The organism is Aquabacterium sp., from assembly GCF_014378415.1.
Classification (GTDB): domain Bacteria; phylum Pseudomonadota; class Gammaproteobacteria; order Burkholderiales; family Burkholderiaceae_C; genus Aquabacterium.
The window spans coordinates 1-22,388 of the sequence record NZ_JACMNS010000163.1 but is presented as its reverse complement, the minus strand read 5'-3'; the positions used below and the strand labels follow the sequence as shown (position 1 = coordinate 22,388).

The following is a 22,388-nucleotide window of genomic DNA, read 5'->3' as shown; positions in this document are numbered from 1 at the left end:
GATCTGAATCGGGTTGTCGTCCCCCTCTAAAAATCATCTGGCTCCGCCAGTGATTTTTTCCATTCATCCCTGGCCTGTAAGCCGGTTTTTCCCTTGGCTTCTCTAACCAGTCCAAACAAAAGTAGGTTTTCACTTTTGTTTGAATGTCTAATACTCCCGCCGATCAGGCTTGATTTCCTGCAGGATGGTGGTGGCGATTTCTTCGATGGATTTGGTGGTCGACGACAGCCAGCGGATGCCTTCCCGTTTCATCATCGCTTCGGCTTCGTTCACTTCGTAGCGACAATTTTCCAGTGAGGCGTATTTACTGCCGGCGCGGCGCTCGTGGCGAATTTCCGACAACCGCTCGGGGGTGATCGACAGGCCGAAAATCTTGTGGCGGAACGGCGGTAAGTTCGATGGCAACTTGCCACGCTCGAAATCATCGGGAATCAAGGGGTAATTGGCTGCCTTGATGCCGTATTGCATGGCCAGGTACAGGCTGGTGGGCGTCTTGCCGGAGCGCGAGACGCCCACCAGGATGACGTCGGCCGAGGCCAGATTCTTGTGCGACTGGCCATCGTCATGCGCCAGCGAGAAATTGATGGCCTCGATGCGGTTTTTGTACGCTTCACTGTCGACCACATTGTGCGAGCGGCCAATCGTGTGGGTCGACATCACCCCCAACTCCTGCTCGAGCGGCGCCACAAAGGTGCTGATCAGGTCCATGTGCATGCCGTGCGCATTGCGAATCACCTTCGACAGCTCAGGCTTGACCAGGGTCGAGAAGATGATCGGCTTTTGCTGGTCGGCAGCGAAGGTCTCGTTAATCTTGCGCACGGCGTCGTGCGCCTTGTCGATGGTGTCGATGAAGGGCATGCGCACCTGGCGAAAACGCATCTCGAACTGGCTTAGCACCGCGTGGCCAAAGGTTTCGGCGGTGATGCCGGTGCCGTCCGACACAAAAAACACCGTGTTCGGCGAGGGCGGCATGGCGGGGCGCGTTTCATTGGTCATGGAGGTGTCTGCAGAGTGAAGAGATAAGGGTTGCTTGCTGTTATTGTTCCGACATTGTGGACTGTAAATTGCTGGCGGACGCTGTAGAATGCTCGGCAACGGTTTCAATTGTGCGGTACGTGGGCAAGAATAACAACAAAACCAGCCCCTTATCGCCCTGGCGTAAAGATTTCTATCTCAAGTAAGGGTGTTTTACCATGACCAACTCAGCAATGAATGACCAGGCAGTCTACGTCGCCGCATTCGACAATCTGCGCATGACGGATGTCGAATCGGTGGGCGGCAAGAATGCATCGCTCGGTGAAATGATCAGCCAGCTCGCTGGCGCCGGTGTGCGCGTGCCGGGCGGCTTTGCCACCACGGCGCAAGCGTTCCGCGACTTTCTCGACCATGCCATCGACGGCGGCGCCTCGCTTGGCGACCGTATCGCCACCCGCCTCGAAGGCCTCAACATCGACGATGTGCGCTCGCTGGCCGTCGCTGGCGCCGAGATCCGTAAATGGATTGTCGAGACACCTTTCCAGCCGCGCCTGCAAGCGGAAATCGAAACCTTCTATGACCGCCTGGTCGCCGATTCGAGCACCGAGATGTCATTCGCCGTGCGCTCGTCCGCCACCGCCGAAGACTTGCCGGATGCTTCGTTCGCCGGTCAGCAGGAAAGCTTCCTCAACGTGGTCGGCATCGACAATGTGCTCGAAGCGATGAAGCACGTGTTCGCCTCGCTGTACAACGACCGCGCCATTTCCTACCGCGTGCACAAGGGTTTCGAGCACGATGTAGTCGCCCTGTCGGCGGGCGTGCAACGCATGGTGCGCTCCGACCTGGGCGCCGCTGGGGTCATGTTCACCATCGACACCGAGTCGGGCTTCCAGGACGTGGTTTTCATCACCTCCAGCTACGGCCTGGGTGAAACCGTGGTGCAGGGCGCCGTCAACCCTGACGAGTTCTACGTGCACAAGCCCGCGCTGAAATCTGGCAAGCAGGCCGTGATCCGCCGCAACCTGGGCTCCAAGTTGATCAAAATGGAGTTCGCCACGCCAGAAGAAAAAGCCGCCTCCGGCAAGCTGGTGCGCACCATCGACACCACCCACGAGCTGCGCAACCGCTACAGCCTCAGCAACGAAGACGTGACCGAGCTGGGCAAGTACGCACTCATCATCGAGGAGCACTACGGCCGCCCCATGGACATCGAGTGGGGCAAAGACGGCATCGACGGCAAGATCTACATCCTGCAAGCCCGCCCCGAGACCGTGAAGAGCCAGCAGCAAGGCAAGACCGAGCAGCGCTACAAGCTCAAGAGCACCGGCACCGTGCTGGCCGAAGGCCGCGCCATTGGCCAGAAGATTGGCACCGGCCCCGTCCGCGTGGTTCATTCGCTGGCCGAGATGGACACCGTGCAACCCGGCGATGTGCTGGTCACCGACATGACCGACCCCAACTGGGAGCCTGTCATGAAGCGCGCCAGCGCCATCGTCACCAACCGGGGCGGGCGCACCTGCCACGCCGCCATCATCGCGCGTGAACTTGGCATCCCGGCCGTGGTCGGCTGCGGCAACGCGACCGAAAAGCTCAATGACGGCGCCCTGGTCACCGTGGCCTGCTCCGAAGGCGACACCGGCCACGTCTACGACGGCCTGTTAGAGACAGAAATCACCGAAGTCACCCGTGGCGAAATGCCCCACGTCGGCATCAAGATCATGATGAACGTGGGCAACCCTCAACTGGCTTTTGACTTCGCGCAGATGCCCATCAACGGCGTGGGTCTGGCCCGCCTCGAGCTCATCATCAACAACAACATCGGCGTGCACCCCAAGGCCATCCTTGACTACCCGAATGTCGACAATGACCTGAAAAAAGCGGTGGAATCCGTCGCTCGTGGCCACGCCAGCCCGCGCGCTTTCTACGTCGACAAGCTGGCCGAAGGCATCGCCACCATCGCCGCCGCTTTCTGGCCCAAGCCCGTGATCGTGCGCCTGTCCGACTTCAAATCCAACGAGTACAAAAAACTCATTGGCGGTTCGCGCTACGAGCCTGAAGAAGAAAATCCCATGCTGGGCTTTCGGGGCGCCTCGCGCTACATCAGCGCCGAATTCGGCGAGGCCTTCGCCATGGAGTGCGAAGCCCTCAAGCGCGTGCGCACCGACATGGGCCTGAGCAACGTTGAAATCATGGTGCCCTTCGTGCGCACCTTGAAGCAGGCAGAAAAAGTGACCGGCATGCTGGCCGACCACGGCCTGGTGCGCGAATCGCAAGGCGGCAAGGACGGCCTGAAAATCATCATGATGTGCGAAGTGCCCAGCAACGCCATCCTGGCCGACCAGTTCCTCGAGTACTTCGACGGCATGTCCATCGGCTCGAACGACTTGACCCAGCTCACACTGGGCCTGGACCGCGACTCCGGCCTGCCAGTGCTGGCCCAGGACTTTGACGAACGCGACCCGGCCGTCAAGGCCATGATCTCGCGCGCCATCGCGGCCTGCCGCGCCCAAGGCAAATACATCGGCATTTGCGGACAAGGCCCCAGCGACCACCCGGATTTTGCCGACTGGCTCGCCGACGAAGGCATCGTGTCCATGTCCCTGAACCCCGACACGGTGGTCGAAACATGGCAGCGCCTGGCCCAGAAGAAATAAGGCCGCAGCACATTTTGCCGAGCTCCCATTGGCAAATGTCAATGTGCGCGCTATAATATTTGGCTACACATTTGTTGCTCAGATGCTTTTTTGACATTCGAGCAGCCCTTGCCGTTTGCGGGTTTGACGCTTCGCGACGGCTTCCATCCTGTCTGGTGACCTTTCAAAAGGCGCTGGGCGGGGAATCCATAAGGAGCATTTATGCGTCACTATGAAATCGTGCTGCTGATCCACCCGGATCAAAGCGAGCAAGTTCCAGCCATGCTGGAGCGCTACAAGACCCTGATCACCTCCACTGGTGGCCAGGTGCACCGTGTTGAAGACTGGGGCCGCCGTCAACTGGCGTACCAGATCGTCAAGCTGGCCAAGGCGCACTACCTGTGCCTGAACATCGAGACGACCAACGAAACCTTGATTGAGTTGGAAACCGGCTTCAAGTTCAATGATGCTGTGCTCCGCCACCTGACCGTGGTGAATGCCAAGGCTCCGGCTGGCCCGTCCGTCATGATGAAGCAAGTTGAGCGTGATGAAGCCCGCAAGGCCAGTCACCAAGAGCAACAAGCTGCTGCCTGATTGATGCCGAAAGGCATCGCGTCCGCGCTCTCATGAACCGTGTGCTGTTGACAGCCCAGATCATTGAACGCAAAGCGCTGAGATACACCCCGGCCGGATTACCCGCACTCGACCTGGTTCTGAAACACGAATCGGATGTCGTCGAAGCCCAGCAGCCCCGCAAGGTGGCAATGGACATCAAGGCGGTGGCCATCGGATCAATTGCCGAGCAATTGATCCGATGCGAGATTGGCGTGCCCCTTGGGCTGGCTGGTTTCCTGGGAGCTCCTCGCAACGGACGCGGTGTGTTGCTGCACATCACCGAACTCAACGACACTGTTTAAAGAGGTCATCAAATGCCCGCTCCTCGTTCCAAGAACGGTAAGTTCTCCAAAGACCGTAAAGGCAAGCGCAACACCCAATCGTTGCTGTTCCGCCGCAAGCGCTTCTGCCGCTTCACCGTCACCGGTGTTGAACAGATCGACTACAAGGACATCGACACCTTGCGCGATTTCATCGCCGAAAACGGCAAGATCATCCCCGCTCGCCTGACCGGCACGCGTGCGATCTATCAACGCCAGCTGACAAACGCCATCAAGCGCGCTCGCTTCCTGGCCATGCTGCCTTACAGTGACCAGCACAAGGTCTAAGGAGTTTTCGACATGCAAATCATCCTCCTCGAAAAAGTCGTCAACCTGGGTACCCTGGGTGACGTGGTCAAGGTCAAAGACGGCTACGCCCGTAATTTCCTGATCCCTTCGGGCCGCGCCCGTCGTGCCACCACCAAGGCCATCGCCGAATTCGAAGCTCGCCGCGCCGAGATCGAAAAGGCTCAAGCCGACAAGCACGCTGCGGCACAAGCCCAGGGCGACCGCCTGAATGGCAAGACCGTGACCGTGAGCCAAAAGGCTGGCGTTGACGGCCGCCTGTTCGGTTCGGTCACCAATGCCGACATCGCCGACGGCCTGAAGAAGGCTGGCTACGATGTGGTCAAGGCGCAAGTGCGCTTGCCCAATGGTCCTTTGAAGATCGTTGGCGACCACAGCGTGTCGGTGGCTCTGCACACTGACGTGGTGGTCGACGTGACCGTGACCGTGGTTGGCGAAGTCGCCTGATTCATCAGTCAGGTTTCACACCGCACGACAAAGGCACCTTCGGGTGCCTTTTTTCATACCTCGGTCAGATCAGGCGCGTTGGTGGGCCAAACGCATCACCTCGGCAGGCGACAAGGCCTTGAGTTGATGGTCTGACCAGACCTGGCGCCAACGCCGCGCGCCGGGCAAGCCGTTGTACAGGCCCAGAATGTGCCGAATCACGGAGGACCAGCGCACCGCAGCGCCTTCCATGCCTTGTGTGCGCGCGATTTCGCGCCCGCAGTACACCACCATGGCCGCTTCCAGGTCCTGGCGGCGCCGGTCGGTGCCCAGTGACTCGTCGCCATAGAACAGGGCGTCCCAATCGGCCATCATCCAGGGCTGGTGATAGGCAGACCGCCCCACCATGACACCGTCCAGCGTCACGCCATCGAACACCGCGTTGGGCTTCAGCTGCTCGGCAATCTGCGCGTTGTCGGTGATGCCACCATTGAGCACGATGGTCAGATGGGGAAAGTCGCGCTTGAGCTGATGAACGAACTCGTAGCGCAACGGCGGCACCTCACGGTTTTCCTTTGGGCTCAGGCCTTTCAGCCAGGCATTGCGGGCATGCACCATGAACACCTCGCAGCCAGCATCGGCAACCGTGCCCACGAAGTCGCGGACGAAGTCGTAGCTCTCGCTCTGGTCGATGCCAATGCGGTGCTTGACAGTGATCGGCATGCGCGCATTGCCGCCCGTGGCATCCAGCATGGCTTTGACGCCATCGGCCACCAAAGGCGCTTCGGCCATCAGGCAGGCACCAAAAGCACCCCGCTGCACCCGCTCACTGGGGCAGCCGCAGTTGAGGTTGACCTCGTCATAACCCCATTGCTGGGCGAGCTTGGCGCAAGCGGCCAAGTCAGCAGGCTCGCTGCCGCCCAGTTGCAGGGCCAACGGATGCTCTTCGCCGTTGAAATCAAGGTGACGTGGCACGTTCCCATGCAGCAGCGCACCGGTGGTCACCATCTCGGTGTACAGGCGCGCGTGGCGGCTCAACTGGCGGTGGAAATAGCGACAATGCCGGTCCGTCCAGTCAATCATCGGCGCCACGCTCAGGCGCCATGGGCTGTGTGGCAAGTCCATCTTTTGTCTCGTTTTCAGCTCAGGTCACGCAGAGGATGCCGCCATTGTGGCCAAGGACTTTCAAAAAAAACCTGCACCATCTCTGCGCTCACTTCCAAAGTGCTGCCCGGATTCCACATGGGCTGATGGTCCTTGTCAACCACCAGGGCGCGGATGCCTTCCACGGTTTCACTCTGGCGCCCTTTGCGCAAGCCGAAGCAATGGCGCACCATGTCGCGCTCCATGCGGAACACCTGCGACAAACTCATCGCGCGTGCGCGGCGAATCTGTTCCAGGGTCACGCACATCATCAGGGGAGAATTGCCCGCCATGTGGTGAATGGTCTGGCGCGCCCACTCGCTGTCATCCGTGGCCAGCGACGACAAAATCTCGGCCACGGTGTTGTGCGCGAAGTAGCGGTCAATGCGCTCACGCTCGGCCAACAGCACAGAAGGTTTCATGCCCGACTGGTCAGCCAAGCTCAGCATGGCGCGGGCACGGCGCAAGAAGCCGGCATCGGTGCTGGGCGGTTTCTGGGCCAAGGATTCCAGCCAGGGATCCAGTTCATGGGCGGGAGAATAGGCATCTGCCAAGCCCCAGGCCAAGGCCTCGGCTGCCGCAATGCCTTTGCCGCACACGCCAAGGTACTCACCCACCCTGCCGGGACAGCGCGACAGAAAATAGCCGGCGGCCACGTCCGGGAACAAGCCGATGCGCGTCTCGGGCATGGCCAGGTGAGCACGTTCAGTCACCACGCGCAAGCTTGCGCCCTGGGCCATGCCCATGCCACCGCCCATCACGATGCCCTCCATCCAGGCCACGATGGGCTTGGGATAGCTGTGCAGCATGTGGTCGAGTGCGTACTCTTCGGTGAAAAAATCGTCGAGCCGTAAATCGCCCGACAAGGCAGCGCTGTGCATGAAGCGGATGTCACCGCCAGCACAAAAGTTGGCGGCGTCCTCGCCTGGGCGGGCCGAGCCACGCAGCACGATGCCGACGACGCTGGGATCATCCTCCCAGTGCTTCAGCACCTCGGTCAGCGCCCTGACCATCTCCAGATTGAGCGCGTTGAGCGCCTTGGGCCGGTTCAGGCGAATCACGCCCACCGAACCCACCATGCCAACTTCTATCATGGTGAACGACCTCTCAACGCCTCAAATCAGGACCTGAACTCAAGCGCTGCGATTGCGCTTGCGATCGCCTTCCTTGAGGAATCGCTTGCGCACACGGATCGACTTGGGTGTGATTTCAACCAGCTCGTCGTCGTCAATGAAGTCAACGCCGTACTCCAGCGTCAGGTCAATCGGAGGCGTGATCTTGATCGCGTCTTCCTTGCCCGACACGCGGAAGTTGGTCAGTTGCTTGGTGCGGGTAGCGTTCACGACCAGGTCATTGTCGCGGCTGTGGATACCGACGATCATGCCTTCGTACACCGGATCATTCGGCTTGACGAACATGCGGCCACGGTCGTCCAACTTACCCAGGGCGTAGGTGAAAATTTCACCTTCATCCATGGAAATCAGCACGCCGTTCTTGCGGCCACCGATCTCGCCCTTGTGCGGCTCGTAGCCGTCGAACAGCGAGGCAATCAGGCCAGAGCCACGGGTCAAGTTCATGAACTCGTTGCTGAAACCGATCAGGCCCCGAGCCGGGATGCGGTACTCCAGGCGAACGCGGCCACGGCCGTCCGGCTCCATGTTGACCATGTCGCCCTTTCGCAGACCCAGCGCTTGCATCACGCCACCTTGGTGGATTTCTTCGACGTCAACGGTCACCAGTTCCATGGGCTCGCACTTCTCGCCATTGATCTCCTGGAACACCACCCTAGGCTTGGACACGGCCAGCTCGAAGCCTTCACGGCGCATGTTTTCCAGAAGAATGGTCAGGTGCAATTCACCCCGGCCCATGACTTCAAAGATGCCGTCTTCGTCGGTTTCTTTAACGCGCAGGGCCACGTTGTGTTGCAGCTCTTTCTGCAGGCGGTCCCAGATCTGACGGCTGGTCACGTACTTGCCTTCGCGACCGGCCAAAGGCGAGTTATTCACGCAGAAGTTCATGGTCAGCGTCGGCTCATCGATCTTGAGCATCGGCAAGGGCAAGGGGTTCTCCCGGTCCGTCACCGTCACACCGATGTTGATGTCTTCGAGGCCGTTGATCAGCACGATGTTGCCGGGGCCAGCGTCGGTCACTTGCACGCGGTCCAGACCGTGGAAAGTCAGCACCTGGTTGATGCGACCCTTGATGGCCTTGCCCTCAGGGCCTTCCATCACGACCACGTCCATGTTGGGTTTGATCGTGCCTTGGCTGATGCGGCCCACGCCAATGCGCCCCACGAAGGTGGAGAAATCCAGCGCCGAGATTTGCAGTTGCAGGGGGGCTGCGGGGTCGCCACTCTGAGCAGGCACGTGCTTGAGCACGGTGTTGAACAGGGCAGACATGTCTTCACCCCACTTCTCACCAGGTGCGCCTTCGACCAAAGAGGTCCAGCCATTGATGCCCGAGGCATACACCACAGGGAAATCCAATTGCTCGTCTGTGGCGCCCAGCTTGTCAAAAAGATCGAAAGCAGCGTTGACCACGGCATCGGGCTTGGCACCGGGCTTGTCCACCTTGTTGACCACGACGATGGGCTTGAGGCCCAGGGCCAGTGCCTTCTTGGTCACGAAGCGCGTTTGCGGCATCGGGCCTTCTTGCGCATCGATCAGCAGCACCACACCGTCCACCATGGACAGGGCGCGTTCGACTTCACCACCGAAGTCGGCGTGACCCGGGGTATCGACGATGTTGATGTGGGTACCTTCCCAGCTCACGGCGCAGTTCTTGGCCAGAATGGTGATGCCCCGTTCGCGTTCGATGGCATTGTTGTCCATCACGGTGTCCACGATTTTTTCGTGGTCGGCGAAGGTGCCGGACTGCCGCAGCAGTTGGTCAACCATGGTGGTCTTGCCATGGTCAACGTGGGCGATGATGGCGATGTTGCGGATTTGTTTGCTCATGCGAGGCTCACTGGTCTGAAAATCAAAGAACTGGGGTCAACAGCCCTTGCACTTCGGCAGGGCTGAGTAAACGGGTCGGGATCAATTCACCGGCCTTGATGTGGGCGCTGCCCAGCAACACCCGGGGCAACTGGCCGTTGGCGGCCGTGGGGTTGGGTCCGTAGACCCGAACTTGGGGGGCGTCGTCTAGCTTCACGCGGCGGCGCAGGCCGGTCAGGAAGCGACCGGCTTCGCTTTCGTCGAGGACCACGGCGGGCCAATCAGACAAAAGCACATCGGCGGCTTGCAGGTGGGTGTCACGCTCAGCTTCGGTCATGGCTTGCAGGGCGTCCAGGGTCACGGCGCCATCCAGCGTCGTACCACCACTGGCCGTGCGGCGCAGGCCTTGCAGGTAGGCACCACAACCCAGGTGCTCGCCGATGGACTCGGCCAGCGTTCGGATGTAAGTGCCTTTGCTGCAGCGGACGTCAAGCGTCAGGCTGTCACCTTGCCAGCCAACGATGTCAATGGCGTGAATGGTGATGCGGCGAGATGCGCGTTCGATTTCAATGCCTTCTCGGGCGTATTCGTACAGCGCCCGGCCTTCGTGCTTGAGCGCCGAATGCATGGGTGGCACCTGGTCAATCTCGCCGGTCATCGCGGCGCAGGCGATGGCGATGGCCGAATCGTCGACCTGGACCAGACGCTCTTGAACGACCTGCCCTTCGCCATCACCCGTGGTGGTGGTCTGGCCCAGTTTGAGGGTGGCGCGATAGGCCTTGTCAGCCTCCAGCGACACCTGCGCAAACTTGGTCGCGGCGCCAAAGCACAAAGGCAACAGGCCTGTGGCCAAAGGGTCGAGCGTGCCGGTGTGGCCCGCCTTCTCGGCGCGCATCAGGCGGCGCACTTTCTGCAAGGCGTCATTGCTCGACAGGCCCAGGGGCTTGTCCAACAAGATGACACCGTGCAAAGCGCGGCGCGGTTGACGCGGCGGCCTGTTGTTCATTCGGGCTGGGCCTCACCGGGGGATTTGGTGTCCGCAGGCACGTCGTCGGCGTCCTTGGCCTTGTCTTTCACCGCCTTGGTGATCAAGGCGCTGAGTTCGGCCGCACGTTCGGTGGTGCGGTCAAAGTGGAAATGCAAGGTGGGCACGGTGTGGATCTGCAGGCGCTTGAACAAACCGTTGCGGACGAAACCTGCCGCCTCGTTCAAGGCCAGTTCGCAAGCTTGTGAGTCACCGGTCAGCACCGAGAAAAACACCTTGGCGTGTGCATAGTCGGGCGTCACGTCAACGTGGTTGATCGTGATCATGCCGATGCGCGGATCTTTCAGATCGCGGATGAGCTCGGCCACATCGCGCTGAATCTGGTCAGAAACACGGTGGCTGCGGTTGGGAGCTGATTTTTTATGGCGCATGGTGAATTCCTGAAGCACAAGCCCTCAAGCACGAACCCCGCCGGGTGAAGGCGGGGTCGCGGTTCAGGCCCGAAGGCACGTGAATGCCTTACAAGGTGCGGGCGACTTCCTTGATTTCGAAGAACTCCAGGACATCGCCTTCTTTGATGTCGTTGTAGCCCTTGAGGTTGAGGCCGCACTCGAAGCCTTCCTTGACTTCCTTGACGTCGTCCTTGAAGCGCTTGAGCCCATCGAGCTCGCCGGTGTAAATGACCACGTTTTCGCGCAGCAGACGCAGACGTGCGCTGCGGCGGACTACGCCGGACAGAACCATACACCCAGCGATCGTGCCGATCTTCGAGGCGATGAACACCTGGCGGATCTCGGCAGAACCGATGACTTCTTCGCGCAACTCGGGCGCCAACATGCCCGACATCGCTGCCTTCACTTCATCCACGGCGTCGTAAATGATGTTGTAGTAGCGGATGTCCACACCGTTGTGCTCGGCCAGCTTGCGAGCGCCAGCGTCTGCACGGGTGTTGAAGCCAATCAGCACCGCCTTGGAGGCAATGGCCAGGTTGACGTCGGACTCGCTGATACCACCCACGGCGGCATGAACGATCTGCACTTTGATCTCGGGCGTCGACAGCTTGAGCAAGGACTGACCCAAGGCTTCTTGCGAGCCCTGCACGTCGGCCTTGATGATGAGCGGCAGCGTTTGCACTTCGCCCTGGCCCATGTTCTCGAACATGTTTTCGAGCTTGGCAGCTTGCTGCTTGGACAGCTTGACGTCGCGGTAACGACCTTGGCGGAAAGTGGCGATTTCACGGGCACGACGCTCGTCGGACAACACCATGAATTCGGTGCCTGCCAAAGGCACTTCGGTCAGACCCTGGATTTCAACGGGGATGGACGGACCAGCCTCGGCGATGGTCTTGCCGTTCTCGTCCAACATGGCACGAACCCGGCCGTAGCTGGCACCTGCCAGAACCACGTCACCACGTTTAAGCGTACCGGTTTGAATCAGCACGGTTGCGACAGGACCGCGGCCCTTGTCCAGGCGCGCTTCGATGACCAGACCCTTGGCCATGGCTTCGGTCGGCGCCTTGAGTTCCAGCACTTCGGCCTGGAGCAGCACTTGTTCGAGCAAGGCATCAATGCCCTGACCGGTCTTGGCCGACACCAGCACGAAGGGTGAATCACCACCGTACTCTTCAGGCACGACTTGCTCACCCACCAGCTCTTGCTTGACGCGTTCGAGGTTGGAATCGGGCTTGTCGATCTTGTTGATCGCGACCACGATCGGCACCCCAGCCGCTTTGGCGTGGTGGATGGCTTCCTTGGTCTGCGGCATCACGCCGTCGTCCGCCGCCACCACCAGGATGACGATGTCAGTGGCCTTGGCGCCACGGGCACGCATGGCCGTGAAGGCCTCGTGACCGGGGGTGTCCAGGAAGGTGATCATGCCGCGAGGCGTGTCAACGTGGTACGCGCCAATGTGCTGCGTGATGCCACCAGCTTCACCGGCCGCCACGCGGCTGGTGCGGATGTAATCCAGCAGCGAGGTCTTGCCATGGTCGACGTGACCCATGACGGTGACCACGGGTGCGCGGGGCATCAACTCGCCGGTTTGAGCGGCGTGTTCTTCTTCGAGGAAAGCGTCCGGATCGTCCAATTTGGCAGCGACCGCGGTGTGGCCCAGTTCCTCAACGAGGATCATGGCGGTTTCCTGATCAAGCTGCTGATTGATGGTGACCATCTGACCCAGCTTCATCAAATGCTTGATGACCTCGGAAGCCTTGACCGACATCTTGTGAGCCAGATCGGCCACGCTGATGGTTTCAGGCACATGCACTTCAATGACTTGCGGCTCGCTCGGGGCGACGAAGTTGGACTGGTGGTCGCTGTTGCGGTTGTCACCACGGCGACCGCCACGGCCACCCGGCGCGCGCCAACCGTTGGCACCACCAGGACGGCCTGCAGGGCCTTTGTTACCAGCCGCGGCACGCTTCTTGGCGTCATCCGCCCAGCTCGACGAGAGCTTTTCGGACTTGACTGATTTCTTGTCGCCAGGCTTGGCAACACCTGGCGCTGCGGGCGCACCAGGAGCGCCCTTGGGCTTGTGAATGGTGCCCTTGATGCCTTCTTTGTTCGCGTCAGCCACTTTGGGTGGCTCGACAGGCTTGGCGGCCGTCATCACCTTGCGGGGCGCCGACATCATGGCGCGAATCGCGGCGGCTTCGTCTTCGGCAGCCTTGCGGCGGCCAGCCAGATCGGCAATGCGTTGCTTTTCTTCGGCCTCGATCGTCGCGGCCTTGACCACGCGCACACCAGAAGGCTTGATCGGGGCGACAGGCACCACGGGGGCTGCCGCTGCAGCCACAACAGGTGCAACAGCACTGGTCGTCACCACAGGAGCAGTACTCACCTCATCGGAAGAACCTTCAGCACCATCGCCACCCTCAGCCAGCGCCACCGCGGGGGCAGCAACCGCTTCGACCACTACCGCAGCGGTCTTGCGGGTGTTGCGGTTCTTGGATGACGCGGTCAGCGCAGCGGACTCGGCACGTGCTGCAGCCTCTTGCGCAGCACGGCGGGCCACAGCTTCTTGCTGTGTCGTCAGTTGGGCGGTGTCCTGCACAGCGCGTGCAGCCTCTTCAGCCGCTTTGGCTTGCGCAGCCTCAGCAACTTCACGCTGGATGCGCTCTTGCTCTTCACGCTGGCGACGCTGTTCGTTCAGAGCTTCTTCCTGCGCACGCAGGGCTTCGACTTCGTGACGAGCTTCTTCTTCGCGACGCTGCAGATCGGCTTCGTCGATTTCGGGGGCGGACTCTTCGCCACCACCCACGTCATCGCGCTTGACGAAGGTGCGCTTCTTGCGCACTTCGACCTGGATGGTGCGGGCCTTGCCCGACGCATCGGCTTGCTTGATCTCGGTGGTCGATTTGCGTGTCAGCGTGATCTTCTTGCGATCAGCCGCGGCCGAACCGTGGACCTGACGAAGATGGCCCAGCAGGCGCTCTTTGTCGGCCTCCGTGAGCACGTCTTCGTGCGAAGCTTTCGGCACGCCCGCTGAATGCAGCTGCTCCAGCAGTGTCGCTGCCGGGCGATTGAGCTCCGCGGCGAGTTGTGCGACGGTGGTCACGGCCATTATGTTAATCCTTGCGATGTACTTGCTAAATGAGAGGTCGAGGGCGGCGGACGATCACACAAACCAGTGTTCACGAGCCTTCATGATCAGGCTGCGGGCTTGTTCATCGCCCACTTCCGTGATCTCGGTCAACTCGTCGACGGCCAGGTCAGCCAGGTCGTCACGGGTGTGAATCCCGGCTTCCGCCAATTTGGCGATCAACTCAGGGGTCAGGCCATCCAGACCCTTGAGATTTTGCGACAAAGTCTCGACTTCTTCTTCCTTGGCGATTTCCATGGTCAGCAGTGAGTCTTTTGCTCGGGTGCGCAACTCATTGACCGTGTCTTCGTCAAACGATTCGATTTCCAACATTTCCTGCAGCGGCACGTAAGCCACTTCTTCAAGGCTGGTGAAGCCTTCGGCGATCAGGATCTCGGCCACTTCCTCGTCCACGTCGAGCTTGTCGACGAAGAGCTTGCGGATGACGTCGGTTTCAACGGCTTGCTTTTGCGCCGATTCTTCCTTCGTCATGATGTTGATGCGCCAGCCCGTCAATTCTGACGCCAGGCGCACGTTTTGACCACCACGGCCGATGGCGATGGCAAGGTTTTCCTCGTCCACGGCCACGTCCATGGCGTGCTTTTCTTCGTCCACAAAGATAGATTGCACGTTGGCCGGGGCCAGCGCACCAATCACAAATTGGGCCGGATCTTCAGACCACAAGACGATGTCGACACGTTCGCCCGCCAATTCGTTGGTCACGGCGGTAACGCGTGAACCGCGCACGCCGACGCAGGTACCGATGGGATCAACGCGCTTGTCATGCGACAGCACGGCGATCTTCGCACGCGAACCCGCGTCACGGGCGCAGCTCTTGATCTCAAGCAGACCCTGTTCGATCTCGGGCACTTCCTGGCGGAACAGCTCCATCATGAACTCGGGGGCGCTGCGCGACAGCATGATCTGAGGACCACGCACGGCGGAATCGACACCCAGGATGTAGGCCCGGACACGGTCGGCGGTGCGGAGATTTTCCTTGGGGATCATCTCGCTGCGCTTGAGGCGGCCTTCGACGCGGCCGGACTCGACGATCACGTCGCCTTTGTCCATGCGCTTGACGGTGCCGACGAAGATCTTGTCGCCACGCGACAGGAAGTCGTTCAGCAGTTGCTCACGCTCGGCATCGCGGATCTTTTGCAGAATGACCTGCTTGGCAGCTTGCGCACCAATGCGGCCAATCGGCATGGATTCGATCGATTCTTCGATGTAATCATCGACTTCGATGTCCTCGATCTGCTCCTGGGCTTCAAAAAGCAGAATTTCAGCCTCGGGCAGCTGCAGGCCAGCCTCGTTGGGCACGACGTGCCAACGACGGAAGGTCTCGTAGTTGCCATCTTCGCGGTCGACGGCGACACGGATGTCCACCTCGCCACCGCTGTACAACTTCTTGGTGGCCGAGGCCAGTGCCGATTCAACAGCTCCAAACACGATGTCGCGTTCCACGCTTTTTTCGCGCGAAATAGCATCGACCAACATCAACAATTCGCGGTTCATTTTTTCTGACCTCCGAGATCTTGCGCCTCATCCACGGCTACTTCACCAGCCTCCGGGGTTGCCACCCGACGGCCTCGCCCTTTGAAGTCAACCACGGGCACGAGTCGTGCGTCGCGGACTTCATCGAGCGTGAAACCCAATGCTTGCTCTACTGCGTTCTTGCCTTCGCCCACACTGAAGACCAATTGCCAGGCCCCACCCTCGGGAGCGGCTTCGCCTTCAGGCAACTCGACTGCCTCAAGAACCCCACGATAGTTCTTGCGTCCCTGGAAGGGGACTTTCAGAGATATCTCGATTTCGACGCCAGCGAAACGTTCGAAATGCGCGGGTGTCCTCAATGGTCGGTCAAGCCCTGGAGACGAAACCTCCAGGCGGCTGTAATCAACATTGACCACTTCCAGCGCATATTGAAGCTGGCGGTTGACCTTTTCACAGTCTTCCACCGTGACGTATTCGCCCGGCAAGTCGTACACACCATCAGGCAGGCGATCGATGTACACGCACAGCAATCCCTGCGGGGTGCGCTCGCAATCCACCAACTCGTAACCCAAACCAGTCACGGTGTTTTCAACAGCTTTGACCAAACTCATCAACTCTCAATACGCAATCTGGGACCGACATAAAACTCTGTTTTTAGGCAGAATCAAAGCCGATCAAAAAATGACAAGCGAAAAAAATGGGCTGGAGTCATCCGCCCACCTGACGTAATCAGCGAAGCCGATATTCTAGCCTCACGCAGCGCCATCAGCAAGGGTTGTGCCCGAAATTACCGCCCCGCCCTTGTGGCATGCCAGAATCCCCGCTGGTTTAGCACTAACACTGGAGACTCCATGGGCTTTCTCGCCGGCAAACGTCTGCTGATCACCGGACTGTTGTCCAACCGCTCCATCGCCTATGGCATTGCCAAGGCCTGCCACCGCGAAGGTGCGGAGCTGGCTTTCAGCTATGTGGGCGAACGCTTCAAGGAGCGCACCACCGAGTTCGCCAAGGAGTTCAACTCCAGCCTGATTTTTGACTGCGACGTGGCCAGTGACGAGCAGATCATGGCGATGTTCGCGGATCTGGCCAAAACCTGGCCCACCTTCGACGGATTCGTGCATTCCATCGGCTTTGCACCGAAAGAAGCCATTGCGGGTGACTTCCTTGAAGGCCTGTCACGCGAGTCATTCCGCATCGCGCACGACATCTCCAGCTACAGCTTCCCAGCCATGGCCAAGGCCGCCCTGCCCTACCTGAACAGCACCGCCGCACTGCTGACACTCACGTATTTGGGGTCAGAACGAATTGTGCCCAATTACAACACCATGGGCCTGGCCAAGGCATCGCTGGAAGCCAGCGTGCGCTACACCGCTGCCAGCCTGAGCCCCAAGGGCATCCGCGTGAACGGTATTTCCGCCGGACCGATCAAAACCCTGGCGGCATCAGGGATCAAAGGCTTTCGCCAAATCCTGGACGTGGTTGAGCAAAGCGCGCCTTCGCGCCGCAATGTGACGATCGACGACGTGGGCAATGTGGCCGCCTTCATGATGTCCGACCTGGCGGCAGGCGTGACGGCCGAGATCACGTACGTGGATGGCGGCTTCAGCCACGCCATGAGCGGCATGAACAACGGCGCGGAGTGACGCCAACCCCGTAAAATGCGCGGTTCTGGCCAATTGCCCTGGCCCACGGACTTCGACCATGCTGAGACTCACTGAACTGCGACTGCCCCTGAACCATGCCGAGGACGCTTTGCGTCCGGCTGTGGTGGCCAGGTTGGGCATCGGCGATGCCGATCTGACCTCGTTCACAGTGTTCAAACGCAGCTACGACGCGCGCAAGAAATCGGCCGTGGTGCTGATTTACACGGTGGATTGCGTGCTGGTCGATGAGTCGGCCGTGCTGGCGCAATTCAGTGGCGATCAGCATGTGCGGCCCACGCCCGACACCAGCTATCACTTCGTGGGGCATGCGGCTGCGGATTTCTTTGCTCCGCAAAGGTCCCGCCCATTGGTGATTGGCTTCGGCCCTTGCGGCATCTTCGCCGCTCTGATCCTGGCCCAGATGGGACTTCGCCCGATCGTGCTGGAACGTGGCAAGGAGGTGCGCGAACGCACCAAGGACACCTGGGGCCTGTGGCGGCAAGGCGTGCTGCATCCCGAGTCGAATGTGCAGTTCGGCGAAGGCGGTGCGGGCACCTTCTCGGATGGCAAGTTGTGGAGCCAGATCAGCGATCCGCGCCATCTGACGCGCAAGGTGCTGACCGAGTTCGTGAAAGCGGGTGCGCCTGAAGAAATCCTGTTTGTCAGCAAGCCGCACGTCGGCACCTTCCGACTGGTGGGCATGGTCGAGAAGATGCGAGCCGACATCGAGGCACTGGGTGGGGAAATTCGTTTTCAGCAGCGCATGACCGATGTGCTGATCGAGGACGGGCACATTCGGGGCGTGACCCTGGCGTCGGGCGAAGCGCTCCGTTCAGACCATGTTGTGCTGGCGCTGGGGCACAGTGCCCGGGACACCTTCACGATGCTGCACGAACGCGGCGTCTACATGGAGGCCAAGCCGTTTTCAATCGGCTACCGCATTGAGCACCCGCAAGGACTGATCGACCGCGCCCGCTTTGGGCCGAACGCCGGCAACCAGATCCTGGGGGCGGCCGACTACAAGTTGGTGCACCACGCCAGCAATGGCCGCGCGGTCTACAGCTTTTGCATGTGCCCCGGGGGCACGGTGGTGGCGGCCACGTCCGAGCCGGGCCGCGTGGTGACCAATGGCATGAGCCAGTATTCGCGCAATGAACGCAATGCGAATGCGGGCATCGTGGTGGGTATTTCGCCACAGGACTATCGGCAAGATGGTTTGACCGAAGGGCCCGTGAGTCCGCTGGATGGCATGGCATTTCAACGTTTCTGGGAATCGCGCGCTTACGAACTCGGCGGCGGCACTTATGCGGCGCCAGGCCAACTGGTGGGCGATTTCATCAAGGGCCGGCCCAGCAAGGCCTTGGGCAGCGTGCAGCCGTCGTACAAGCCCGGTGTGTACCTGACCGACTTGGCGCAGCCGGGCAATGGCAGCTTGCCGGACTACGCGCTGGCCGCCATCCGTGAGGCGCTGCCCGCCTTTGACAAGCAGATCAAGGGGTTTTCGATGCCGGACGCGGTGCTGACAGGCGTTGAGACACGCACCTCGTCGCCATTGCGGATCACACGCGGCAAGGATTTCCAGAGCCTGAACATCAAGGGCTTGTACCCGGCCGGTGAAGGCGCCGGGTACGCGGGCGGCATCATGTCGGCCGGGGTGGATGGGATCGAAGTGGCCGAGGCGTTGGGCCGGGAGATGCTGGGCGTCTGCATCAAGGCTTGATCACTGCTGCCCGCGCCGGAACCGCCGCCAGCAAGGCGCGCGTGTAGTCATGGCGAGGAGATTGCAGCACCTGCAGCGCTGGGCCAGACTCGACGATGTCACCGTCTTTCATGACGATGATGTCGTGCGCCATGGCCGCCACCACCTCGACATCGTGGGTGATGAGCAGGTAGCTCAAACCGCGTTCGCGCTGAAGGCGCTGCAACAGTGACAGGATCTGCTTCTGGATGGTGACGTCGAGCGCGCTGGTGGGTTCGTCCAGCACCAGGGCCTGGGGATCGACCACCAAGGCACGGGCCAGCGCCAGGCGCTGACGCTGACCGCCGGAGAACTCATGGGGGTAACGATCGAGTAACTGGGGGAACTGATCCTCGGTCAAGCCGACATCGGCCAGCGTGGCCAGGGCCTGAGTTCGGCGCTGTGCCTGGCTCAAATCAGGGTGGTGGATGGTGAGGCCTTCGGTGACGAGGTCTTCCACGGTCATGCGGGGCGACAGTGAGGAAAAGGGATCCTGGAACACCACCTGGATGGTGCGCCTGAGCGGCTTGTCAGCCCGAGCATTGAGCTTCCAGCTTTGGCCGCCGACCTGCAAGTGGCCTTGAAAGGGCTGCAGGCCCAGCGCGGCCAGGGCCAAGGTGGATTTGCCAGAGCCCGACTCGCCGATCACACCCAAGGTTTGCCCAGGTGCGAGTTGCAGGTCGGCCGATTTAACGGCGACGTACTCGCCATGGCTGAACCAGCCTTTGAAGCCAGGCTTGGGGACCGGGTAACCCACGCGAAGGTGTTTGGCCTGAAGCACAGGTTGTTGCTGCGCAGCGTTGGTCGAAGCTTCGACCACATCACGGTGCGGCCGGCTGTCAAGCAGCTTGCGGGTGTAGGGATGTTGTGGGTTGCCAAACACTTCGTCGACGGTGCCCTGCTCCACCAGCAAGCCTTTTTCCATGACGGCCACGCGGTCGGCAAAGTTGCGGACCAGGTTGAGGTCGTGCGTGATCATCAGCACGGCCATCTGGTGGCTGCGCTGCAGGTCGTCCAGCAAGCCCAGGATCTGTTGACGCAAGGTGACGTCCAAGGCGGTGGTGGGCTCGTCGGCCAACAGCAGCTTGGGCTGGCAGGCCAGGGCCATGGCGATCATGGCGCGCTGGCGTTGCCCGCCGGACAGCTGATGCGGGTACGCGCCTGCGCGGCGCTGGGGCTCGGGGATGCCCGTGCTGGCCAGCAGGGCGACCGCGCGCTGCCAGGCTTCTCGCCGAGACAGCCCTTCGTGCAGCTCGATCACCTCGGCGATCTGTTCGCCAATGGTGAACAGCGGGTTGAGCGCGGTCATGGGCTCCTGGAAGATCACGGCGACGTCGCGGCCACGCACGCCCCGCAGCTCATGCTCGGTCAGGCCGAGTAGTTCGCGGGGGCCGTCGGGGGCCACGTTCAGCACGGCCGAACCTTCGATGTGGGCTTGGGGTACCAGTTTGAGCAGGCTGAGCGCGGTGATGGTTTTGCCCGAGCCCGATTCACCCACCAGCGCCAGCTTTTCGCCGGGCAACAGATCAAAGCTGACACCCTGCACCACGGTCTTGCTGCCAAAGCGGATGCGCAGATCGCGCACCGATAGAAGTGGTTTGACGACGCTCATGACGCCAGCTCCTTGCGCGGATCGAGCGCATCACGCAAGGCATCGCCCATGAAGGTGAGCAGCAGCAGGGTGACCACCAGCACCAGGAAGGTTGACAGAGAGATCCACCAGGCGTCCAGGTTGTTCTTGCCCTGGGCGAGCAACTCGCCCAGGCTGGGGGTGTCTGGCGGCACGCCCAGGCCCAGGAAATCCAAAGATGTCAGCGCGAGGATGGCCGCACTCATGCGGAAGGGCAAAAAAGTGACCACCGGGGTCATGCTGTTGGGCAACACATGGCGCCAGATGATTTGCCAATTGCTCAGCCCCAAAGCGCGCGCCGAACGCACATAGTCCAACTGGCGGTTGCGCAGGAATTCGGCCCGAACGTAGTCAGACAGGCCCATCCAGCCAAACAGGCTGAGCAGTACCAGCAGCAGCCCCAGGCTGGGGTTGAACATGGCGGCGAAGATGATGAGCAAATACAGCTCGGGCATGGACCCCCAGATCTCGATGAAACGCTGGAAGACCAAGTCGGTTTTGCCACCGTAGAAGCCTTGAACCGCACCAGTGGCCACGCCCAACACCACACCGATGACCGTGAGCGCCAACGCAAAGCCGATGGACACCCGAAAGCCGTAGAGCAGCCGGGCCACGATGTCGCGGCCCCGGTCATCGGTGCCCAGCCAGTTGTCGCTGGAAGGCTCAGATGGGTTGGGCGATTTGGCGAAGTAGTTGATGGTTTTGTGGTGATAGCGGTTAAGCGGGTAGATGGCGAAATTGTCTGGCGACTTCTTGAACTGCGCAACGATGAAGGGGTCGAGGAAATCGGTGGGGGTGTCGAAGTCGCCACCGAATGCCGTCTCAGGGACGTTGTGGACGATGGGCACGTACCAATGTCCGTTGTAGCGGGCCACCAGGGGCTTGTCGTTGGACAGCAGGTCGGCGAACAGGCACAAGACCAGCAAAGCCGCGAAGACCAGGAAGCTCCAGTAGCCCAGCCGGTGCTGCTTGAAGCGCAGCCAGGCCCGCCGTGATGGCGACAAGGACACCGGGGAGGCCAAGGTGGTTGCGGTGATCGCCATCAGTCGAACTTAACGCGGGGATCAACCCACACATAGCAAAGGTCGCTGATGAGCTTGGTGACCAGGCCGATCAGCGTGAACAGGTACAAGGTGCCCAAGACCACCGGGTAGTCGCGGCGGATCACCGATTCATAGCCCAGCAAACCCAAGCCATCGAGCGAGAACAAGGTTTCGATCAAAAGCGAGCCTGCGAAGAAAGCACCAATGAATGCCGCCGGGAAGCCCGTGATGATGGGGATGAGCGCATTGCGGAACACGTGCTTCCACAAGACCTGGCGCTCGCTCAAGCCCTTGGCGCGGGCGGTGAGGACGTACTGTTTGCGGATCTCTTCAAGGAAGGCGTTCTTGGTGAGCATGGTGATGACGGCGAAGCTGCCCAACACGCTGGCGGTGACCGGCAAGGCGATGTGCCAGAGGTAATCCACCACCTTGCCTGCCAAGCTGAGGTCTTCCCAGCCGGAGGACGTCAAGCCGCGCAGGGGGAACCAGGCCAGGAAGCTGCCACCGCCAAACAGCACGAGCAGCGCCACGCCTAGCACGAAGCCCGGGATGGCATAGCCGATCAGCACGATCAGGCTGGTGACCATGTCGAAGCGGCTGCCCGCCCGCACGGCTTTGGCGATGCCCAAGGGCACGGAGATGAGGTAACTGAGCACGAAGGTCCACAAGCCCAGGGTGATGGAGACCGGCAGTTTTTCTTTCACCAGCGCCCACACGTCCTTGTGGTGGAAGAAGCTCTTGCCCAGGTCAAAGCGGGCGAACGATGCGAGCATGGTCACGTAGCGTTCGTGAAGCGGTTTGTCAAAGCCATACAGCTTTTTGATCTCTTCGATCTGGGCCGGATCCACGCCCTGGCGGCCCCGGTAGCCAGCGCCTTGCGACATGGCGCTCTCGCCGCCTTCACCGCGGTTCTTGAGCTGGG

Annotated in this window: 19 protein-coding genes; 7 read left to right on the top strand and 12 right to left on the bottom strand. The window is 60.8% G+C overall.

Translation table 11 applies throughout. The features are described 5' to 3' along the window. Positions 1–147: 147 nt before the first annotated feature. Positions 148–996: a pyruvate, water dikinase regulatory protein gene (locus H7225_RS14695; RefSeq protein ID WP_290663111.1), complete on the bottom strand. Its 849-nt coding sequence runs from the start codon at positions 994–996 to the stop codon at positions 148–150. 212 nt (positions 997–1,208) lie between these two features. Between H7225_RS14695 and ppsA the strand changes: the two genes are divergently transcribed. The 5 genes from ppsA to rplI all read left to right on the top strand — a co-directional run bounded on the left by ppsA (position 1,209) and on the right by rplI (position 5,296). Continuing rightward, a complete protein-coding gene (gene ppsA / locus H7225_RS14690; protein WP_290663109.1) occupies positions 1,209–3,629 on the top strand; it encodes a phosphoenolpyruvate synthase in 2,421 nt (806 codons plus the stop codon). A gap of 201 nt (positions 3,630–3,830) precedes the next feature. Continuing rightward, positions 3,831–4,202, top strand: a complete 372-nt coding sequence (rpsF, locus tag H7225_RS14685) for a 30S ribosomal protein S6 (protein ID WP_290663107.1) — start codon at positions 3,831–3,833, stop codon at positions 4,200–4,202. 32 nt (positions 4,203–4,234) lie between these two features. Then, on the top strand, positions 4,235–4,525 hold the full coding sequence (gene priB, locus H7225_RS14680; protein WP_290663105.1) for a primosomal replication protein N: 291 nt from the start codon (positions 4,235–4,237) through the stop codon (positions 4,523–4,525). Between the two features lie 12 nt (positions 4,526–4,537). Further along, on the top strand, positions 4,538–4,831 hold the full coding sequence (gene rpsR, locus H7225_RS14675; protein ID WP_290663103.1) for a 30S ribosomal protein S18: 294 nt from the start codon (positions 4,538–4,540) through the stop codon (positions 4,829–4,831). A 12-nt stretch (positions 4,832–4,843) separates the two neighbouring features. Next, positions 4,844–5,296, top strand: a complete 453-nt coding sequence (rplI, locus tag H7225_RS14670) for a 50S ribosomal protein L9 (RefSeq protein WP_290663101.1) — start codon at positions 4,844–4,846, stop codon at positions 5,294–5,296. 69 nt (positions 5,297–5,365) lie between these two features. Here rplI and dusA read toward each other — a convergent pair whose 3' ends face one another. The 8 genes from dusA to rimP all read right to left on the bottom strand — a co-directional run bounded on the left by dusA (position 5,366) and on the right by rimP (position 16,023). Beyond that, on the bottom strand, positions 5,366–6,400 hold the full coding sequence (gene dusA / locus H7225_RS14665; RefSeq protein WP_290663099.1) for a tRNA dihydrouridine(20/20a) synthase DusA: 1,035 nt from the start codon (positions 6,398–6,400) through the stop codon (positions 5,366–5,368). 14 nt (positions 6,401–6,414) lie between these two features. Then, the gene (locus H7225_RS14660) at positions 6,415–7,512 is read right to left on the bottom strand and encodes an enoyl-CoA hydratase/isomerase family protein (RefSeq protein WP_290663097.1); all 1,098 of its coding nucleotides are present in this window, start codon (positions 7,510–7,512) and stop codon (positions 6,415–6,417) included. Positions 7,513–7,551: 39 nt separating this feature from the next. Further along, a complete protein-coding gene (gene typA, locus H7225_RS14655; protein WP_290663095.1) occupies positions 7,552–9,375 on the bottom strand; it encodes a translational GTPase TypA in 1,824 nt (607 codons plus the stop codon). A gap of 22 nt (positions 9,376–9,397) precedes the next feature. Further along, the gene (gene truB, locus H7225_RS14650; RefSeq protein ID WP_290663093.1) at positions 9,398–10,360 is read right to left on the bottom strand and encodes a tRNA pseudouridine(55) synthase TruB; all 963 of its coding nucleotides are present in this window, start codon (positions 10,358–10,360) and stop codon (positions 9,398–9,400) included. Next, entirely contained in the window at positions 10,357–10,770 is a 414-nt protein-coding gene (gene rbfA, locus H7225_RS14645; RefSeq protein ID WP_290663091.1) for a 30S ribosome-binding factor RbfA, read from the bottom strand. Before rbfA ends, truB begins: the two co-directional genes overlap by 4 nt. Before the next feature lie 88 nt (positions 10,771–10,858). After that, positions 10,859–13,900, bottom strand: coding sequence for a translation initiation factor IF-2 (infB, locus tag H7225_RS14640; RefSeq protein WP_290663089.1), 3,042 nt, complete (start codon positions 13,898–13,900; stop codon positions 10,859–10,861). A 54-nt stretch (positions 13,901–13,954) separates the two neighbouring features. Continuing rightward, on the bottom strand, positions 13,955–15,433 hold the full coding sequence (gene nusA / locus H7225_RS14635) for a transcription termination factor NusA (RefSeq protein ID WP_290663087.1): 1,479 nt from the start codon (positions 15,431–15,433) through the stop codon (positions 13,955–13,957). Beyond that, positions 15,430–16,023, bottom strand: a complete 594-nt coding sequence (gene rimP, locus H7225_RS14630; protein WP_290663085.1) for a ribosome maturation factor RimP — start codon at positions 16,021–16,023, stop codon at positions 15,430–15,432. The genes nusA and rimP overlap by 4 nt, the downstream gene beginning before the upstream one ends. A 240-nt stretch (positions 16,024–16,263) precedes the next feature. Between rimP and fabI the strand changes: the two genes are divergently transcribed. Both fabI and H7225_RS14620 read left to right on the top strand, forming a co-directional pair. Next, positions 16,264–17,055, top strand: coding sequence for an enoyl-ACP reductase FabI (gene fabI / locus H7225_RS14625; RefSeq protein ID WP_290663083.1), 792 nt, complete (start codon positions 16,264–16,266; stop codon positions 17,053–17,055). Between the two features lie 58 nt (positions 17,056–17,113). Further along, on the top strand, positions 17,114–18,775 hold the full coding sequence (locus H7225_RS14620; protein WP_290663081.1) for an NAD(P)/FAD-dependent oxidoreductase: 1,662 nt from the start codon (positions 17,114–17,116) through the stop codon (positions 18,773–18,775). On the opposite strand, the gene H7225_RS14615 is transcribed toward H7225_RS14620, so the two are convergent. The 3 genes from H7225_RS14615 to H7225_RS14605 all read right to left on the bottom strand — a co-directional run. Continuing rightward, positions 18,765–20,405, bottom strand: a complete 1,641-nt coding sequence (locus tag H7225_RS14615; RefSeq protein ID WP_290663079.1) for a dipeptide ABC transporter ATP-binding protein — start codon at positions 20,403–20,405, stop codon at positions 18,765–18,767. The genes H7225_RS14620 and H7225_RS14615 overlap by 11 nt on opposite strands. Next, entirely contained in the window at positions 20,402–21,466 is a 1,065-nt protein-coding gene (locus H7225_RS14610) for an ABC transporter permease (RefSeq protein ID WP_290663077.1), read from the bottom strand. Before H7225_RS14610 ends, H7225_RS14615 begins: the two co-directional genes overlap by 4 nt. Continuing rightward, positions 21,466–22,388: ABC transporter permease subunit (locus H7225_RS14605; protein ID WP_290663075.1), on the bottom strand; the 923-nt coding region annotated here is incomplete at its 5' end. The genes H7225_RS14610 and H7225_RS14605, both read right to left, overlap by 1 nt.